The following is a 15,722-nucleotide window of genomic DNA, read 5'->3' as shown; positions in this document are numbered from 1 at the left end:
GGAACGCGGCTTTCGAAAAAAGCCGACGCAAAATCAAAGAGCTAGAGTATCGGGCCGAATAAGATATTCAGTCCGATACTCTAGCTGGCACTCCCGGATTTCGGGCGTGCGAAAAGCCAGCGCTCAAGCTCGGGAACGTAACGCTCCTGCGTGAAGCCGGCCTTCTCGAGCACGCGCCGGGACGCAGCGTTGTCCGGCCGTGCGAACGCCCGCAACTGCGGCAGCCCAAGCTGCTCGTCCGCGAAGGTGACGGCCGCGGCGGCCAGCTCGGAGGCATAGCCCTGGCCCCAGCTCGCTCGGTCGAACCAGTAGCCGAGCTCGATGCCCCAGCCTGGGTCGAAGGGGTCGTCGAACAGGCCGCCCCAGCCGATGATCCGGTGCTCCGCTTTGGTACGGATGACCCAGGGCGCGCAGCCGTCCCGGCGGCGGCACCATTCATGGACCGCGACGCGGCGGCGGCAATCCTTCAGCGAGCGCACGACGTGCGTGTGGCGCATCGCGTCCGCGTCGCCGAGGAACGCGAACAGGCGCGGGACGTCCGCCAGCTTCGCGTGGTCCAGCAGAAGGCGCCGGGTTGCGATCGTCATGGGCTGGCCGCTGCGCTGGGCCGCATCGGGTCAGCCGTCGTAGTCGGTCTTCAGCGCCGCGCGCTCGGCATGGCGCTCGAGCGCAAGCTCGACCAGCCGGGTGATCAGGTCGCGATAGGCCATGCCCGAAGCCTCCATCATCTTCGGGTACATGCTGATGGCGGTGAAGCCGGGTAGGGTGTTGATCTCGTTGAAGTAGAACTCGCCGCTCTTCCGGTCGAGGAAGAAGTCGACGCGGGCAAGCCCGCTGCATTCCAGCGCGAGAAAGGCCGTCTTCGCCAGCTCGCGGACCCGCTCCATCTGCCCCGGTTCCAGCTTCGCCGGCAGGTCGACTGTCGCGCCGTCCTGGTCGATGTATTTCGCCTCGTAGGAGTAGAATTCATGCTTGGGATCGGCGTTGAGCTCGCTCGCCAGGCTGACGAAGGGCGGGTCGCCGTCGAGCACCGCGACCTCGATCTCGCGGGCGTCGATGCCCTGCTCGATCAGCACGCGCGTATCATAGCGGAAGGCATCGGCGAGGGCGGCGTCGAGATCCTCCCAGCGCTTGACCTTATGGACGCCGACGCTGGAGCCCATGTTGCAGGGCTTGATGAAGACGGGCAGCGTCAGCTTCGCTTGCGCCGCCGCAGCCACGGCCACAGGATCGCGGGCGAATTCGCGCTTGCTCGCCATCACATAGGGCGCGACCGGCAGGCCCGCGAGCGCGGCGAGGCGCTTGGCGATGTCCTTGTGCATGCCGACGGCGGAGGCGAGCACGCCCGAGCCGACATAGGCCGCCCCGCTCAGCTCCAGCAGACCCTGGACGGCGCCATCCTCGCAGAGCGGGCCATGGATCACCGGAAACACCACGTCGATGCCGTGACCGGCCGAGCTGCCGTCTAGCCCGATGGCCTCGAGCCGACCGGCATCGTCGGCGGCGAGGCGGATGGCCGGGGCGTCGGCATGGATCGGCAGGCTCTCGGCGTTCCATTCTGCGAGGCGCTTCGGGTCCTGCTGCTGCCAGCGGCCCTGCTTGTCGATGCTGATCGGGATCAGCTCGAAGCGCTCTCGGTCGAGATGGCGCACGACCGAGGCGCCCGACTTGAGCGAGACTTCATGCTCGCCGGACTTGCCGCCATAGAGCACCGCGACGCGGGTTTTTCCGTTCATGATCCGATGCTTCCAGTGTTCGGCGGGGGCAGAAGGAGGCGGGAGCGCATTGCGGCGCGCCGGGACGATCTGTGCTGGCCGATGGCGGCGTAATGATGGTGTTCAGGCGGCCCGCACGCGCGGCTCCGGCAGGGCCGGGAGGGCATCCATCACCCGCTCGGCCGGCAGGGTGATCGTGACTTCCGTGCCGGCGCGCGGCTTCGACTTGAGATGGAAGCCGCCGCCATGCAGCTCGACCAGCCCCTTGACGATCGGTAGGCCGAGGCCCGAGCCCTGCTCGGCCGTCTTGATCGCCAGCGAGCCGCGCCCGAAGCTCTGCATCACGATCGGGATCTCGTTCTCGGGGATGCCGGGGCCGGTGTCGGTGACCGTGACATACTGGCCGCCGGCCGCCGTCCAGCCGACCTTGATCGTGATCTCGCCGCCCTGCGGCGTGAACTTGATCGCGTTCGACAGCACGTTGAGCACGACCTGGCGGATGGCGCGCTCATCGGCCCAGACGCGTGGCAGCTCCGGCTCCGCCAATTCGCGGATCGTCTGGCCCTTCGCCTTGGCGCGCATCGCCAGCATGTGCCGGCAATCGTCGACCACGGCCGTCAGCGAGATCGCCTCCTCGTTCAGCTCGTATTTGCCGGCCTCGATGCGCGAGAGGTCGAGAATCTCGTTGATCAGGTTGAGCAGATGCTGGCCCGAGCCGTGGATGTCGGCCGAATATTCCTTGTAGGCGGCATTGGCATGCGCACCGAAGATCTCGTTCTTCATCACCTCCGAGAAGCCGAGAATGGCGTTGAGCGGGGTGCGCAGCTCGTGGCTCATCGTTGCCAGGAAGCGGGACTTGGCGAGGTTCGCCTCCTCGGCCTTGCGCCGCGCCTCGTCGGAATTGGCATTGGCGGTTTCGAGCTCGGCGATCAGCGCGTCCTTCTCGGCCCTGAAGCCGATCGTCGCGACCGAGCTGGCATAGAGCCGGTTGGCCAGAAAAATGAAGAAGAGCTGTGCCGAGGCCGCCATCAGCGCCATGGTGACGCTGTCGATGTCGCGCTTGTCCCAGAAGAACAGCATGATGCCGAGGATGATCGGGCTCAGGCCGGCATAGACCGCGATCGGGATCGAGGCGGACAGCATCACCGTCAGGGCGCTGACGATCAGCAATGCGGTCGTGACGAAGACCTTGGCGCCCGGCGCATCGACATGCGCAAAGAGGAACAGGATCGAAGCCCAGCACAGGCCGTGCAGTCCTTCCCCGAGCGTGAACAGGCGCCGCCATTGCATCGGCCGGATATCCTCCGGTCGCTTGTGGAGGTAGCGGCGCGACAGGGCGACGATGACGAGGGAGCTCGCCAGGACCGAGCCGCTCCAGACGGCGGCGAGATAGACCGGCAGCCAAAGGCAGGCTGCTGCCGCGATGCCGAGCGCGAGCACCATGGTGCCGACGGAGCCGGAGACCCGGTATTGGGCGAAGCTGCGCAACAGCTCGTTGTCGAAGGCGCGTTCGAGGCCGGTGGAGGAGGTGAGCCGCTCGCGCACCGTCTTCACCTCGCGGGTGAGCAGCTTGCGGCGCGCGACGGCGGCCGGGTCCGGCCCGCGCCCGCGCTGCACCTGTTCGGCCGTCACTTCCGCCATGATAGAGCGTACGCATCCTCGTTCGGCCGCACAGGCTGCGCGGCCGGCTCGCCATCATGGACACCAAATCGTTAAGCTCTTCCTGATGACGCGTCTCGGATTCGGTCGGTCTCCCTTTGGTCCCTTCGGTTGGCGCCGCGTCGGCCGCTTCACCGACCTCGTCGTTGCGCTCGGAATCCTCGGTTTCCTCGCGCTGGCTGGAGCGATCCTGCAATATCGCCTCGGCCCCGCCCGGGAGCTGATCGGCCCGGCCAGGGCGATCGACGGCGATTCCATCCGCCTGCTCGGCGAGGAGTTGCGGCTCGAAGGACTGGATGCCCCGGAATACCGCCAGTCTTGCATGGATGCGGCCGGCCGGAGCGTCGCCTGCGGCCGGGAGGCGCGGCGGGCGCTGCAGGCGCTGCTGGCACGGGGGCTCACGACCTGCGAAATCGGCAAGGCCGACCGCTACGGGCGCGGCCTTGCCCGGTGCCGGCAGGGCGACGAGGATATCAATGCGACGATGGTGCGGACCGGGCAGGCCGTGTCCTACGGTGCGTATCGCCGCGAGGAGGCTGAAGCGCGCGCGGCGGGCAGAGGGCTCTGGGCCCTGCGCTTCGAGCGGCCGGAGGCCTGGCGCCGTGGCCATCCGCGCTGAGGCGGCGCCCCGGGTCGGAGCGCGGCCATCCTGGCGTCAAGAACCACGAGGATACGGTTGACCGTCCGGTGCCGGCCGTGATCCGGTGCGGCCGGAGACGGAGAGGGTCGGATGAAGCTCTATGATGGCGGGCGCGCGCCGAATCCGCGCCGGGTCCGCATCTTTTTTGCGGAGAAGGGCGTGCCGCTGCCCGAGCTCGTCCCGGTCGACATCGCGAAGAAGGAGCACAAGAGCGCCGCCTTCACCCGGCTCAACCCGTTGCAGCGGTTGCCGGTGCTCCAGCTCGACGACGGGACTGCCCTGGCCGAGACCATCGCGATCTGCCGTTATGTCGAGGGCCTGCACCCGCATCCGCCGCTTTTCGGCCGGGAGGCTCGCGAGCAGGCGCTGATCGAGATGTGGAACCGCCGGATCGAGCTGGGCCTGTTCGGCAGCGTCGCGTCCGTCTTCCGCCACAGCCACCCCTCGATGGCGGAGCTCGAGGCCCAGGTGCCGGAATGGGCCGAGGCCAACCGCGAGCAGATCGACGATCATCTCTGGGTTCTGGAACTGCAACTGGCCGCCAATGCCTTCGTCTGCGGCGACAGCCTGACCGTGGCCGATATTACCGCCGGCATCGCAATCGACTTCATGAAGCCGTCGCGCATCCCGCTGCCGGAGGATTTCGTGCACATCCGCCGTTGGCATGGCGAAATCTCGGCCCGCCCGAGCTGGAAGGCGTGATGCGCGGCCTCGCACTCCTCCTGTCGATGCTGTGCGGGCTGGCGCTTCAGGCCCAGGCCGCGGAACGCCTCAATGGCGAGCAGATCCAGCGGGCCTTCGAGGGCAATACCGTGACCGGCCGCTACACCAATGGCGGCTTCTTCACCGAATACCATGCCGCCGACGGGCGCGCGCTCGGCCACAATGGCTGGCAGCCCAACACCGATGCCTGTTGGATCACCAAGCGCGACCAGGTCTGCTATTATTATGGCCCGCCGGAGAACCGCACGGTCCATTGCTTCACCGTCGAGGTCAGCGGCGATCTCTACGTGCTGCGCAACAGCGGCAACGGCATGGTCAACGCGCTTGCCAAGGTCGAGATCGGCAATCCGCGCAACCACACGGACAACGGCAAGCCCTGGTATTGCGACGGCCTGATCTCGCAGGTGCCGGCCGCGCCGATGAGCCGGCGGCTGGCGCGGCGATGAAGCCGTCCGCCGCCCGATGCATCCTCGCCGGTCTTGCCCTGCTCGCCGCCGGCGCGGCCGGGGCGGCAGAGCGCCTGACGGGCGCGCAGATCAGGCAAGCCTTCGAGGGGAACACCGTCACGGGGCGCTACACAGGCTCCAACCTGCCGTTCAGCGAATATCATCATCCCGACGGTCGGGCCCTCGGCCACAACCGCAACCTCCCGAACACGGATGCCTGCTGGACCACGACAGAGGACGCCGTCTGCTATTATTACGGCCCGCCCGACAAGCGCCGCACCTATTGCTTCACCATCGAGACCAGTGGAGCGCTCTACGTGATCCGCAGCCGCCCCAGCGGCCGGATCAACGGGCTGGCCCGTGTCGAGCCCGGCGACCCGCATGATTTCAGCCGCAAGTCCGGGAACTGGTTCTGCGACGGGCTGATTTCGCGGGCCCTTCCGCGCGCGCGGTTGGCGAAGGTGGCGCTGGATGGCGCCCGCGCCCGCCGGAGCGATGGCGCGCTGGGCCGAGATGGCGGGCGATGACCGCTGACGAAGGCCTGGAGGCCATGCTGCACGCGGTGCGGGCCTGCCGGATCTGCCGCGATGCGCCGCGCCGCCTGCCGCCGCTGCCGCACCAGCCCCGCCCCGTCATCCAGGCCTCGGCGACGGCGCGGCTGTGCGTCGCCGGCCAGGCGCCGGGCACCCGTGTCCATGCCAGCGGTCGGCCGTTCACCGATCCGTCGGGCGTCCGGCTGCGGCGCTGGCTCGGCATCGACGAGACGGTGTTCTACGATCCCGCGCGTGTCGCGGTGGTGCCGATGGGCTTCTGCTTTCCCGGCCAGGACGCCAAGGGCGGCGACCTGCCGCCGCGGCGCGAATGCGCGCCGACCTGGCACGCACGCGTCTTCGCGGCCATGCCGCAGATCGAGCTCGTCCTGGCGATCGGGCGCTATGCCCAGGACTGGCATCTCGGTGACCAGAAGGGCCGCGATCTCACCGCAATCGTCGCCGACTGGCGCGCTTTGCTCGATCGCCCCGCCATGCCTCGCGTGTTGCCGCTGCCGCACCCGTCATGGCGCAACAATGCCTGGCTGCGCCGCAATCCCTGGTTCGAGTCCGAGCTCGTGCCGGTTCTGCAGCGGGAGGTCGCGCGGCTGATCGCCTGAACGGAGGAGGCCTCAGCGAAACGGGGCCGCGTCGAGGTTGCGGTCGATTCCGCGCCGGACGCTGATCACCGAGCGGACCGGCCCCAGCTCCGTCTGTCCGCGGCTTTCCAGATAGAGCATGCCGTCTGCCCGGCTGCCGTAGCCGTTCCGCGAGCTCTTCCCGATTTCCGCCCGGACGGCTCCGCCGGCGCGCACGCAGAAGCTCGAGCCTTCCAGCCGCACGAAGCCGGCACCGTATTCGGGGCAGGGGCGCGCGCCCTTTGGGGCAGCCGGCGCAGGCCTGTTGTAGGACTCGCGCGGCTGCGCGCGGCCGGGCAGCGCCTGCCCGATCGACTGGGCGAGGGCGGCGCCTGGCAGCGCGGCGAGAAGCAGGGGGGCGATGAGACGGAGCATGGTCGATTCCCGTGGCGACGACGCAGTCTGGCGGTGCCGCAAGGCGCAGTTATGGCATTCGCGCCTATGGCATGTGCGCAGCTTGCCGTCACGATATCGTGCGGCCCCGACCGCGCGTGTCGGCAGCCGGCGCGAGAGGCGGCGGCGGGAGGTCATCGAAAAACCCCGGCTTGCGCCGGGGTTTTCAAGGTGGGCCGTTGCCGGCAGGTCGCTCTCTGTCAGAGCTGATTCGAGACGCGCGAGCGGATCAGGAAGTTGTCGTAGGTGTATTCGGCGACCTGGAACCAGAGGTATTCGTCGCCGCGGAACGCCGACATCGCCTCGTAGATCTTCTTGAAGTCGGGGTTCTTCGCGCTGGTTTCGGCATAGACCTCCTTCGAGGCCTTGAGACAGGCTTCGAGGATGTCCTGCGAGAACGGGCGAAGCTGCGCGCCGCCACCGACCAGCCGCTTGAGGGCGGCCGGGTTCCGGGCGTCGTACTTCGCCTGCATGTCGACATTGGCGAGCCCGGCGGCCGTGGTCAGCAGTGACTTGTAGGTCTTCGGCAGTTCTTCCCACTTGGCGGTGTTGATGAAGAAGTGCAGCGCCGCGCCGCCCTCCCACCAGCCGGGATAGTAGTAATAGGGCGCGACCTTGTTGAAGCCGAGCTTCTCGTCATCGGCGGGGCCGACCCATTCGGCTGCATCGATGGTGCCCTTCTCCAGCGCGGGGTAGATGTCGCCGCCGGCGATCTGCTGTGGAACGACGCCGAGCTTGCTAAGCACCTGTCCTGCGAAGCCGCCGATGCGCATCTTGACGCCCTGCAGATCCGCTGCCGTCTTGAGTTCCTTGCGGAACCAACCGCCCATCTGGCAGCCGGTGTTGCCGCCCGGCAAGGCGTAGATGTTCGATTTCTTGTAGAATTCGTTCATCAGCTCCATGCCGCCGCCATGGTAGAACCAGGCGTTCTGCTGGCGGGCATTGAGCCCGAAGGGAACCGCCGTGCCGAAGGCGAAGGTCGGATCCTTGCCGACGTAGTAATAGGAAGCGGTGTGGCACATCTCGACGGTGCCGTTCGTGACCGCATCGGCGGCCTGCAGGCCGGGAACGACCTCGCCGGCGGCGAAGACCTGGATCTGGAACTTGCCGTCGGTCGCCTCCGACACCGCCTTCGCGAGGACCTCGGAAGCGCCATAGATCGTGTCGAGCGATTTCGGGAAGGAGGAGGTGACCCTCCATTTGACCTCCGGCATCGACTGGGCGATGGCCGGGCTGGCGATGATGCCGGCGGCGGCGCCGGCTCCTGCTGCGGTCAGAAAGTGACGACGCTTCATCAGTAATGTTTCCCCCTGAGTTTGCGCGCCGGTTGATCCGATCGTCGCGTCGCGCCAGCAAATCAGGTCTGTCGCTTCATGCAAGTCAAAAATGCATGGGGTGCATGTATTTTTTTCATGAATTGCGGCAACTCGTCGCAATGGGGTGGTCGGCAGGCTCCTTGGCGTGCGGACAGTTTGCGTCTTTCCGATCCACGCCGCGTCGCTGTCGAATGTCTCATGACCCAAGTATGCCGACGCGTGGTCACTCGCGAGCGAGGCGCGCGAGTGACTCTGAATATTTGATCTGTACATGTTTTTCTGAAGATAACGGCCTGAATCACGCGGGATTTGACATTGAAGTCCGAAAGTTGCATCTTAGAAAAATCGATGTAGGCCGAACGAATTGGCCCCGCGTCATAGGACGCATTGCTGACGAACTTCCTGCTCAAATCGAAACGCGCGTCACATACGTGGCGCGTGACCGGTCGCTTTTACAGGAGGTCGTCATGGCCAGCGGCACAGTTAAATGGTTCAACACCGATAAGGGCTTCGGCTTCATTCAGCCGGAAGATGGAGGCCAGGATGCCTTCGTTCACATCAGCGCCGTCGAACGGGCGGGGCTTCGCACGCTCACCGAGGGCCAGAAGGTCTCCTACGAGCTGGTGCAGGACAAGCGCTCCGGGAAGGTCTCTGCGGATAATCTGCAGGCCGAGTAAGCGGAATCGCTATCCCTTGCGACACTCGATCAAGGTGGCGACCGCGGATGTGTCGGCGCCGGATCCTATCGCGATGGATGGCTGCGAGGGTCGGGGGTTCGCCCGGCCCTTTTTCATGTCGTCGAAAGGAATTTCGCATGCAGGTTTTGGTGCGCGACAACAATGTCGATCAGGCACTGCGCGTCCTCAAGAAGAAGATGCAGCGTGAAGGCGTGTTCCGCGAAATGAAGGCGCGCCGCGCCTACGAGAAGCCGTCGGAACGACGGACCCGCGAGAAGGCGGAAGCCATCCGCCGTGCGCGCAAGGCTGCACGGAAGCAGGCGCAGCGGGAAGGTTTGCTCCCGGCACCGAAGCGGGTCGAGCGTCCGGTTCGTTCTGCCCAGCAGCCGCGATAGGCGAGGGTTCAGATTGAGTTTCAGTCCCCATAGCTTTGCGGATCGTCAGGCCAGTTCGACCGCTGCCAAAAAGGCATTGCTGGAGCGATTCAAGGCTCGTCCCAGGGCGGATGATCCGGTCATGATCCAGCGCCGGGCCGAGCGGGAAGCTGTCGCGACCGCCCGGTCCGCGCGCGAAGCGGTCAAAGCCGCGGAGCGTGCCGCCGAGGCGCGTCTCGCGGCCGCTGAGCGCGAGCGCATCGCCGAACTGGCGCATCTGGAAGAACTGACCCGCCAGGCTGCAGCTCAGGCCGAGCTGGCCAGGATCGAAGCGGAGCGGCCCCGCAAGGTTCTGCTCGAGGCCGTTCAATACATGCAGGCTCGCACCGCAGGGAAGCGTCGTTGACGCGTTGCCGGGCTGGGTGCCTGGAAGGAGTTGTCGATGTCAGGCAGCAGGATTTCGCCGGAGGAGGCGCAGTTGCGGGCGCAGAGCAAGGCGACGCTCGCGGCGCAGCGTCGCGCCGAGGCCGAAACCGCATTGGAGGCGCTGCGAGCCGAGCAGCTTGCGGTCCGGGAGCGCACTGCAAGGTTGCGCGCCCTTAGGCTTGCCAAGGAGGCAGCCGATGCCGAAGCCGCGTCCGCTCTTCAAAGCGCGCTGCCGCGCCGCGGCTCCGCCAAGAGCGGGGCTCGATCACGACGCGTTTCATCCTGATCTTCCGCGAGGAGAGGCGGCAATGGATACGACCGTACGGCCCAACCTCTCCAATCGCTGGGGCGTTACCGACCTGCTGGAGCGCTCGATCTGCTCGATCGTTCGAGACCCCAACGACCAGTTCTGGATCGTGATGACCGCGGACGAACTGCCTCAGATGAACGATGTCCGGCGGGGTCCATTCAAGACCGTCGAAGGCGCAATGACTGCCATCGAGAAAAACCTGAACGGATCGTGCCGGCATGGGACGGCGATCAGACTGATCGACGCCTTTCCCTGACCGCGAAACCATCGCGGAACGGACATAATGGGCCGGTAACGAGTGGAGCGCCTGCGATAGGCTGGCCCTCGGCAGATATGCTTGGGCCGATTTCTCCTCTTTACCGACAATTGAAATGCCGTTTGGCGGTATTTCTGCCGCTTGGGCTTTGCCAGGCGGCCTGACCGGCAGCGCATCGAACGCGCGCCAATGAATCTCTATGAAGAACAAAACGCGATACGAATATAAGAAGACTCGAACTCATGGGGCAGCGGCATCGCAACCCCTGCCGTCCAAATCCTTGCCGGATTGGAGGCCCGAAACCTCTCCTCTTTCGCGCGAGGAGCTGCGCGAGATCGTCGTCCAGATCATGGGTTGAAAGACCATCGCCGGGCGCCGCAAGATATGGGTTCGGCAGGCACGCAGGCCATCTTGCACAAGGTCAGGAAGCGGCGGTTCGACAAGCGGTCGAGCGCCTTGGAGCGCGCTCAACGATTGCAGCCTTCGGGTCGAGCGTCCCGGCCGAGGAGGAGAAGACGTCATGTCGGATCAGAAGACCGTCGATGCCGCTCTTATCGAAAATGTGGAATGGATCACGCCTGCGGGCCAGCATCACGTTGCCTTCAAGTTCACGGCGCCGGGGCACAGTCAGGTCTTTCTGCTCGATCAGCTTCAGGCTGAGAAGCTGGCTGCCGGTCTGATCGCCTACATGCCCGCTCCAATGAGCGATGAGGTCCAGATCGACATCCCGGCCGGCCTTGCGGGAGAACAGGAGGCGACCGCCACGTCCGTCGATGCAGTCGGCCCAACAACCGGCGATGAGCTGACCGGCGAGTTCCATCTACGTCTCACCGTCGGCGATCGCGACGTGACGGTCACGATGCCCCATAGCGAATTGCTGAGGCTCGTCGGTCAGATGCAGATGAGGCTTCAGGAACATCGGGCGCGCACCGCCAACTGAAACTGCGCGCCTCCGCCGCCATCGGCCACGGGTGGCGCTGCGGGCGGGATGTTAGCGGAGAGGTCTGCTGTCTCGTTCTGCCTGCATGAAACGGGCGGGGTCGCGTGACCTGGTCCGTTCCGTCCGAAAAAAAGCCCGGCCGAGGCCGGGCTTTGGGGTTTCCCGCCGGTAGGACCCGGCTGTCGAGCGCGTCAGCGCGCGCGGGTGCGCACCTGGAAGACGTCGAAGGTCAGCTCGGCGATCTGCCACCACAGATATTCGTCGGAGCGGAAGGCGGCCATCGCGTCGATGGCCTTCTTGAAATCGGCGTTCTTGGCCGAGATTTCGGAGTAGAGCTCGTTCGAGGCCTTGAGGCTCGCTTCCAGCACGTCCTGCGGGAAGGGGCGCAGCTGCGTGCCGGCCGCGACGAGGCGCTTCAGCGCGCCCGGGTTCACCACGTCGTACTTCGCCGCCATCTGCGTGTTGGCGTAGGTGCAGGCGGCGGTCAGCGCGGCCTGGTAGGCCTTCGGCAGCGCGTTCCACTTTTCCAGATTGACGAAGGCGTGCACCGTCGGGCCGCCTTCCCAGAAGCCCGGGTAGTAGTAGTACGGCGCGACCTTGGCGAAGCCGAGCTTCTCGTCGTCATAGGGGCCGACCCACTCGGCGCCGTCGATGGTGCCCTTTTCCAGCGCCGGGTAGATGTCGCCGCCGCCGAGCTGCTGCGGCACGACGCCGAGCTTCTGCAGCACCGAGCCGGCGATGCCGCCGATGCGCATCTTCAGGCCCTGCAGGTCGGCCGTGGACTTGATTTCCTTGCGGAACCAGCCGCCCATCTGAGCGCCGGTGTTGCCGCAGGGCAGGCCGTAGGCGTTGAACTTCTTGTAGAACTCGTTGAACAGCTCGTTGCCGCCGTTCTGGAACAGCCAGGCGTTCTGCTGGCGCGCGTTGAGGCCGAACGGCACCGAGGCGGCGATGGCGAAGGTCGGATCCTTGCCGACGTAGTAGTACGAGACGGTGTGGCACATCTCGACGGTGTTGTTGCTCACGGCGTCGAGCGCCTGCAGCGCCGGGACGATCTCGCCCGCCGCGAAGACCTGGATCTGGAACTTGCCGTCGGTCAGCTCGGAGACCATCTTGGCCATGACCTCGGCGCCGCCGTAGATCGTGTCGAGCGACTTCGGGAAGGAGGAGGCGAGGCGCCACTTCACTTCAGGATTCGACTGCGCGACCGCCGGCATGGCGACTGCACTGGCGGCCGCGCCGGCCGCCGCGGTCTGGATGAACTGACGACGCTTCATGGGGGGACATCTCCTCGGAAGTCACTCGATTTTTCGAGCTTGTACGGGCGCGACGCGGCACATGCCGAGCATGCGCCGGGGTTCTAGCCGAAGGCTGCATGAATCGCGAGGGGATTCAACCGCCTGGACTGAGACTTTCGGCTAAACCGCCGTAGCGGAAGCGGTTCTCATGCCGGTCGTCGCGGCCTTGGCTCGCGGCGGCCGTGCTGGTTTAAGGACGGCATGATCGAGACAGAGCGACTCCTCCTGCGCCGCCCCTCCCGCGAGGATCTCGATGCGATCCACCGGATGCGTTCCGACCCGGCGGTGGTGCGCTTCATCGGCGGCAAGCCGCTGTCGCGCGAGGAGGCCTGGCAAAGGCTGACGCGCAGCGCGGGCAACTGGGCCCTTCTCGGCTACGGCTTCTTCGCGGTGATCGAGCGGGCGAGCGGGCGCCTGGTCGGGGAGGCCGGGTTGATGCAGGCCCATCGCGGGCTGGGCACCTCGTTCGACCCGTTTCCCGAGGCCGGCTGGGTCTTGTCGCGCGACGTGCAGGGCAGGGGCTATGCGACCGAGGCGGGCCTGGTGGCGCATGACTGGTTCGAGCGATCCTTCGGGCACCAGCGCACGGTTTGCATCATCGCGCCGGAAAACGCCGCTTCGCTGCGCGTCGCCGCCAAACTGGGGTACACACCCTTCGGGTCTGCCTGCTATCACGATTCGCCGGTGACCATGCTCGAGCGTCGGGCCGGCTGACGCCTCGGTTGCGGGCGTGCCGCGAGGGAGACACTAATGGATCAGGACAAGCTCGGGAAGCTTCGGGCGCGCTACGCCGGGGCGAGCGGCGGCGACATTCACGATCCTCGCTTCGCCAAGGTCGCGGCCGACCAGTTCCAGGGCGACAGGCGCAAATGGCCCTTCGCCGACGTCGCGACCTTCATCGGTGCTCCCTACCGGCCCGATGCGCTGTCCAAGGCGGACCTCGGCGGGCTCGACGTCGCCATCATCGGCCTGCCGATGGATCTGGGCGTGACCAATCGCGCCGGCACGCGGCTCGGGCCTCGCGCGGTGCGCGCCATCGAGCGCATCGGGCCCATGGACCATGTCCTCGGCACGGCGCCGTTCGGCATGGTCAAGGCGGCCGACATCGGCGACGTGCCCTTCCGCTCCCGCTACTCGCTGGAAAGCTGCCACGAGGATATCGAGGCGACCTTCCGCACGATCGTCGAGGCCGGCGTCTCGCCGCTGGCGGTCGGCGGGGATCATTCGATCACCTATTCGATCCTCAGGGCGGTCGGCGCCAGGCGCCCGGTCGGCATGGTCCACATCGACGCCCATTGTGACACGTCCGGCCCCTACGAGGGCTCGAAATTCCATCACGGCGGGCCCTTCCGGCAGGCGGTGCTCGACGGCGTGCTCGACCCCGAGCGCGTCATTCAGATCGGCATCCGGGGCGGGGCGGAGTACCTCTGGGAGTTCTCCTATGAGTCCGGCATGACGGTGATCCATGCCAATGAGGTCGACGATCTCGGCCTCGAAGCCGTGATCGCGAAGGCGCTGGCGGTCATCGGCGACGGCCCGACCTATGTCTCTTTCGATGTCGATTCGCTCGACCCGGCCTTTGCGCCGGGCACCGGCACGCCGGAGGTCGGCGGGCTGACGCCGCGCGAGGCGCTGGCGATCCTGCGCGGCTTGAAGGGACGAGACATCGTCGCCGCCGACGTCGTCGAGGTCGCGCCGCAATACGATTCCACGAGCAATACGGCGCAATGCGCGGCGCAGGTGCTCTTCACCGAACTCTGCCTGCTGGCCGAGGCGCGCGCTGCAGGAAAAGGAAGACCATGATGATGCGACGTTCGATAGCCCGGATCGCCGCCATCGGCGGCGTGTGCCTGCTCGGCTTCGCGGCGCGCGCCGAGGTGCCGCCCAACGGCTCGGCCTATATCGACGCTTCGGTCGACGCCCTCGACAGCATGATCAAGGTCGAGCGGGGCAAGGGCGGTTTGCCGCGCCTGGCCGATCCGGTCGACGGCAAGGTGCTGGAGGATGTCTGGAACGAAGCCGCGATCCTGGGCAAGGGGCCGTATACGGCTGCCGACGTCCCGGGGCTCCTCAATATCGTGCAGAAGCAGACGCGCGTTCTGCAGGCTTACGAGCTCTATTCGCCCGATCCGGGCAAGGCGCCGGATTCTGCCCGCAACACGGTAGAGTACCAGGACGAGATTGTCCGCTCGCGTGCCTTCCTGCTGAAGGCGATCGCCGCCTCCGTGGAGGCCGTCAACGATTTCGACGCCCATCTGAAGAAGGAGGAGCGGACGGAGGAGCGCATCCAGGGGCTGCGCAAGATGCGGCTCGGCCTGCTGGAGATCGTTTCCGGCGCCGTTCTGCTGCTGCGCAATCCCGCGCTGCGCGAGCCCAACCAGACGCTGCTGGCGAATGCACTCGCGGAGAGCGCGGCGTCCGTCGTGGCCGGCATCGCCCCGCCGGACCGCAAGGCGCTGGTCACGGCGCTGCACGCGGCCAAGCCGGTCCTGAAGCCTGCCGCGGAAAAAGCGGTGTCGACCTTCGTGGCGGCCGCGGGCAAGCCCGGCTGCGAAGGGCTCTGCCGGTTGCCGTAGCGCGCTCGGGAGAGGTCTCGCAGCCCGCCCTCCGATCTCCGTTCAGCGGCGGGTCGCGAGCCAGATCACATGGCGCGCGCCCCGGCGCGAGCGGCTCGCGCGCACTGAGATCTCGTCTGCGGCGAAGCCGGCATCCCGCAGCCGGCGGGTGAAGCCGTGATCCGGGCCCGAGGACCAGACCGCCAGCACGCCGCCCGGGCGCAGCGCCGCCTTGGCTGCGCCGAGGCCCGCAAGGCCGTAGAGCCGGTCGTTGGCTGCGACGGTCAAGCCTTCCGGACCGTTGTCGACGTCGAGCAGGATGCCGTCATAGCGAGCCCGGCCGGCTGCGATCACCGCGGCCACATCGCCGATCGTCAATGTCACCCGCGGATCGTCGAGGCAGCCCGCGAAGACCGGTGCCATCCGCCCGCGCGCCCAGCCGGCCACGGCCGGGATCAGCTCGGCCACCTCGATCGTCGCCGCGTCCGGCAGCGCGGCGAGCGCCGCGCGCAGCGTGAAGCCCATGCCGAGCCCGCCGATGAGCAGGGAAGGGGGGCGCTGCCGCAGGCGCTCGCAGGCCAGCCGCGCCAGCGCTTCCTCCGACCCGCTCAGCCTGCTGTTCATCAACTCGTTGCTGCCGAGCATGATCGAGAACTCGCCGCCGCGCTGCTTCAGCCGCAGCGTGCCGCTGCCATCGGGCAGATCGGCGGTGTCGAGCACGGTCCAGGGCAGCATGCGCTTCTCGCGAGCGGAGTGGGAACGCCGATCCTATAGCCTGCTGCGGCACAGCGGGAGACCGCGAGCTTGCTGCAGTGCGGTATGCGTG

The 15,722-nt window shown here is 66.8% G+C and carries 20 protein-coding genes; 13 read left to right on the top strand and 7 right to left on the bottom strand.

Annotated elements, in window-relative coordinates; all coding sequences use genetic code 11:
• Positions 1-80: 80 nt before the first annotated feature.
• From BGO20_RS07805 to BGO20_RS07795, 3 genes are all read right to left on the bottom strand, one after another.
• Positions 81-587 (bottom strand): GNAT family N-acetyltransferase, encoded by a 507-nt coding sequence (locus BGO20_RS07805; RefSeq protein ID WP_291661261.1) that lies wholly within the window; start codon positions 585-587, stop codon positions 81-83.
• Between the two features lie 30 nt (positions 588-617).
• Complete coding sequence (locus BGO20_RS07800) at positions 618-1,736, bottom strand: D-alanine--D-alanine ligase family protein (RefSeq protein WP_291661259.1); 1,119 nt, start codon at positions 1,734-1,736, stop codon at positions 618-620.
• A 102-nt stretch (positions 1,737-1,838) separates the two neighbouring features.
• Positions 1,839-3,356: a sensor histidine kinase gene (locus BGO20_RS07795; RefSeq protein ID WP_291661258.1), complete on the bottom strand. Its 1,518-nt coding sequence runs from the start codon at positions 3,354-3,356 to the stop codon at positions 1,839-1,841.
• Between the two features lie 85 nt (positions 3,357-3,441).
• Between BGO20_RS07795 and BGO20_RS07790 the strand changes: the two genes are divergently transcribed.
• The 5 genes from BGO20_RS07790 (at position 3,442) to BGO20_RS07770 (ending at position 6,333) form a co-directional block, all read left to right on the top strand.
• Positions 3,442-3,993, top strand: a complete 552-nt coding sequence (locus tag BGO20_RS07790; protein WP_291661257.1) for a thermonuclease family protein — start codon at positions 3,442-3,444, stop codon at positions 3,991-3,993.
• A gap of 111 nt (positions 3,994-4,104) precedes the next feature.
• Complete coding sequence (locus BGO20_RS07785; RefSeq protein ID WP_291661256.1) at positions 4,105-4,716, top strand: glutathione S-transferase family protein; 612 nt, start codon at positions 4,105-4,107, stop codon at positions 4,714-4,716.
• Positions 4,716-5,183, top strand: a complete 468-nt coding sequence (locus tag BGO20_RS07780) for a hypothetical protein (RefSeq protein WP_291661254.1) — start codon at positions 4,716-4,718, stop codon at positions 5,181-5,183. Before BGO20_RS07785 ends, BGO20_RS07780 begins: the two co-directional genes overlap by 1 nt.
• Positions 5,180-5,710, top strand: a complete 531-nt coding sequence (locus tag BGO20_RS07775; RefSeq protein WP_291661253.1) for a hypothetical protein — start codon at positions 5,180-5,182, stop codon at positions 5,708-5,710. Before BGO20_RS07780 ends, BGO20_RS07775 begins: the two co-directional genes overlap by 4 nt.
• The gene (locus BGO20_RS07770; protein WP_291661250.1) at positions 5,707-6,333 is read left to right on the top strand and encodes a uracil-DNA glycosylase family protein; all 627 of its coding nucleotides are present in this window, start codon (positions 5,707-5,709) and stop codon (positions 6,331-6,333) included. The genes BGO20_RS07775 and BGO20_RS07770 overlap by 4 nt, the downstream gene beginning before the upstream one ends.
• Positions 6,334-6,345: 12 nt before the next feature.
• Here BGO20_RS07770 and BGO20_RS07765 read toward each other — a convergent pair whose 3' ends face one another.
• Both BGO20_RS07765 and BGO20_RS07760 read right to left on the bottom strand, forming a co-directional pair.
• The gene (locus BGO20_RS07765) at positions 6,346-6,726 is read right to left on the bottom strand and encodes a porin family protein (protein ID WP_291661249.1); all 381 of its coding nucleotides are present in this window, start codon (positions 6,724-6,726) and stop codon (positions 6,346-6,348) included.
• Between the two features lie 218 nt (positions 6,727-6,944).
• A complete protein-coding gene (locus BGO20_RS07760) occupies positions 6,945-8,039 on the bottom strand; it encodes a TRAP transporter substrate-binding protein (protein WP_291661248.1) in 1,095 nt (364 codons plus the stop codon).
• Positions 8,040-8,527: 488 nt separating this feature from the next.
• Here BGO20_RS07760 and BGO20_RS07755 point away from each other — a divergent pair, with 488 nt between their 5' ends.
• From BGO20_RS07755 to BGO20_RS07735, 5 genes are all read left to right on the top strand, one after another.
• A complete protein-coding gene (locus tag BGO20_RS07755; RefSeq protein WP_291661247.1) occupies positions 8,528-8,737 on the top strand; it encodes a cold-shock protein in 210 nt (69 codons plus the stop codon).
• A 137-nt stretch (positions 8,738-8,874) separates the two neighbouring features.
• Positions 8,875-9,132 carry a 30S ribosomal protein S21 gene (gene rpsU, locus BGO20_RS07750; RefSeq protein ID WP_291661246.1) on the top strand — a complete coding sequence of 86 codons (258 nt, stop codon included), beginning with the start codon at positions 8,875-8,877 and terminating at the stop codon, positions 9,130-9,132.
• 13 nt (positions 9,133-9,145) lie between these two features.
• On the top strand, positions 9,146-9,517 hold the full coding sequence (locus BGO20_RS07745; RefSeq protein ID WP_291661244.1) for a DUF6481 family protein: 372 nt from the start codon (positions 9,146-9,148) through the stop codon (positions 9,515-9,517).
• Between the two features lie 217 nt (positions 9,518-9,734).
• Positions 9,735-10,103, top strand: a complete 369-nt coding sequence (locus tag BGO20_RS07740; protein WP_291661243.1) for a hypothetical protein — start codon at positions 9,735-9,737, stop codon at positions 10,101-10,103.
• Between the two features lie 520 nt (positions 10,104-10,623).
• Complete coding sequence (locus tag BGO20_RS07735) at positions 10,624-11,043, top strand: hypothetical protein (protein WP_291661241.1); 420 nt, start codon at positions 10,624-10,626, stop codon at positions 11,041-11,043.
• A gap of 191 nt (positions 11,044-11,234) precedes the next feature.
• On the opposite strand, the gene BGO20_RS07730 is transcribed toward BGO20_RS07735, so the two are convergent.
• Positions 11,235-12,320: a TRAP transporter substrate-binding protein gene (locus tag BGO20_RS07730; RefSeq protein WP_291661240.1), complete on the bottom strand. Its 1,086-nt coding sequence runs from the start codon at positions 12,318-12,320 to the stop codon at positions 11,235-11,237.
• 222 nt (positions 12,321-12,542) lie between these two features.
• Between BGO20_RS07730 and BGO20_RS07725 the strand changes: the two genes are divergently transcribed.
• The 3 genes from BGO20_RS07725 to BGO20_RS07715 are packed head-to-tail and all read left to right on the top strand — an operon-like array spanning position 12,543 to position 14,917.
• Positions 12,543-13,055, top strand: coding sequence for a GNAT family N-acetyltransferase (locus BGO20_RS07725; RefSeq protein WP_291661239.1), 513 nt, complete (start codon positions 12,543-12,545; stop codon positions 13,053-13,055).
• 36 nt (positions 13,056-13,091) lie between these two features.
• On the top strand, positions 13,092-14,144 hold the full coding sequence (speB, locus tag BGO20_RS07720) for an agmatinase (protein ID WP_291661238.1): 1,053 nt from the start codon (positions 13,092-13,094) through the stop codon (positions 14,142-14,144).
• Complete coding sequence (locus BGO20_RS07715) at positions 14,141-14,917, top strand: hypothetical protein (protein ID WP_291661236.1); 777 nt, start codon at positions 14,141-14,143, stop codon at positions 14,915-14,917. The genes speB and BGO20_RS07715 overlap by 4 nt, the downstream gene beginning before the upstream one ends.
• Positions 14,918-14,959: 42 nt before the next feature.
• On the opposite strand, the gene BGO20_RS07710 is transcribed toward BGO20_RS07715, so the two are convergent.
• Positions 14,960-15,631, bottom strand: a complete 672-nt coding sequence (locus BGO20_RS07710) for a polyamine aminopropyltransferase (RefSeq protein ID WP_291661234.1) — start codon at positions 15,629-15,631, stop codon at positions 14,960-14,962.
• Between the last annotated feature and the right edge of the window lie 91 nt (positions 15,632-15,722).

Source organism: Allobosea sp. 67-29, assembly GCF_001898115.1.
In the GTDB taxonomy this organism is placed as follows: domain Bacteria; phylum Pseudomonadota; class Alphaproteobacteria; order Rhizobiales; family Beijerinckiaceae; genus Allobosea.
Note: the sequence above shows the minus strand (reverse complement) of the source record. Positions and strands in the feature narration are given on the sequence as shown.

What these genes read in the sequence shown, in the direction of transcription:
- BGO20_RS07800 (WP_291661259.1), bottom strand. Translation starts at nt 1,736, where the DNA reads ATGAACGGAAAAACCCGCGTCGCGGTGCTCTATGGCGGCAAGTCCGGC.
- BGO20_RS07770 (WP_291661250.1), top strand. Translation starts at nt 5,707, where the DNA reads ATGACCGCTGACGAAGGCCTGGAGGCCATGCTGCACGCGGTGCGGGCC.
- BGO20_RS07735 (WP_291661241.1), top strand. Translation starts at nt 10,624, where the DNA reads ATGTCGGATCAGAAGACCGTCGATGCCGCTCTTATCGAAAATGTGGAA.
- BGO20_RS07795 (WP_291661258.1), bottom strand. Translation starts at nt 3,356, where the DNA reads ATGGCGGAAGTGACGGCCGAACAGGTGCAGCGCGGGCGCGGGCCGGAC.
- BGO20_RS07710 (WP_291661234.1), bottom strand. Translation starts at nt 15,631, where the DNA reads ATGCTGCCCTGGACCGTGCTCGACACCGCCGATCTGCCCGATGGCAGC.
- BGO20_RS07790 (WP_291661257.1), top strand. Translation starts at nt 3,442, where the DNA reads ATGACGCGTCTCGGATTCGGTCGGTCTCCCTTTGGTCCCTTCGGTTGG.
- BGO20_RS07725 (WP_291661239.1), top strand. Translation starts at nt 12,543, where the DNA reads ATGATCGAGACAGAGCGACTCCTCCTGCGCCGCCCCTCCCGCGAGGAT.
- BGO20_RS07760 (WP_291661248.1), bottom strand. Translation starts at nt 8,039, where the DNA reads ATGAAGCGTCGTCACTTTCTGACCGCAGCAGGAGCCGGCGCCGCCGCC.
- speB (WP_291661238.1), top strand. Translation starts at nt 13,092, where the DNA reads ATGGATCAGGACAAGCTCGGGAAGCTTCGGGCGCGCTACGCCGGGGCG.
- BGO20_RS07730 (WP_291661240.1), bottom strand. Translation starts at nt 12,320, where the DNA reads ATGAAGCGTCGTCAGTTCATCCAGACCGCGGCGGCCGGCGCGGCCGCC.
- BGO20_RS07775 (WP_291661253.1), top strand. Translation starts at nt 5,180, where the DNA reads ATGAAGCCGTCCGCCGCCCGATGCATCCTCGCCGGTCTTGCCCTGCTC.
- BGO20_RS07780 (WP_291661254.1), top strand. Translation starts at nt 4,716, where the DNA reads ATGCGCGGCCTCGCACTCCTCCTGTCGATGCTGTGCGGGCTGGCGCTT.
- BGO20_RS07805 (WP_291661261.1), bottom strand. Translation starts at nt 587, where the DNA reads ATGACGATCGCAACCCGGCGCCTTCTGCTGGACCACGCGAAGCTGGCG.
- BGO20_RS07715 (WP_291661236.1), top strand. Translation starts at nt 14,141, where the DNA reads ATGATGATGCGACGTTCGATAGCCCGGATCGCCGCCATCGGCGGCGTG.
- BGO20_RS07765 (WP_291661249.1), bottom strand. Translation starts at nt 6,726, where the DNA reads ATGCTCCGTCTCATCGCCCCCCTGCTTCTCGCCGCGCTGCCAGGCGCC.
- BGO20_RS07785 (WP_291661256.1), top strand. Translation starts at nt 4,105, where the DNA reads ATGAAGCTCTATGATGGCGGGCGCGCGCCGAATCCGCGCCGGGTCCGC.
- BGO20_RS07755 (WP_291661247.1), top strand. Translation starts at nt 8,528, where the DNA reads ATGGCCAGCGGCACAGTTAAATGGTTCAACACCGATAAGGGCTTCGGC.
- BGO20_RS07740 (WP_291661243.1), top strand. Translation starts at nt 9,735, where the DNA reads ATGCCGAAGCCGCGTCCGCTCTTCAAAGCGCGCTGCCGCGCCGCGGCT.
- rpsU (WP_291661246.1), top strand. Translation starts at nt 8,875, where the DNA reads ATGCAGGTTTTGGTGCGCGACAACAATGTCGATCAGGCACTGCGCGTC.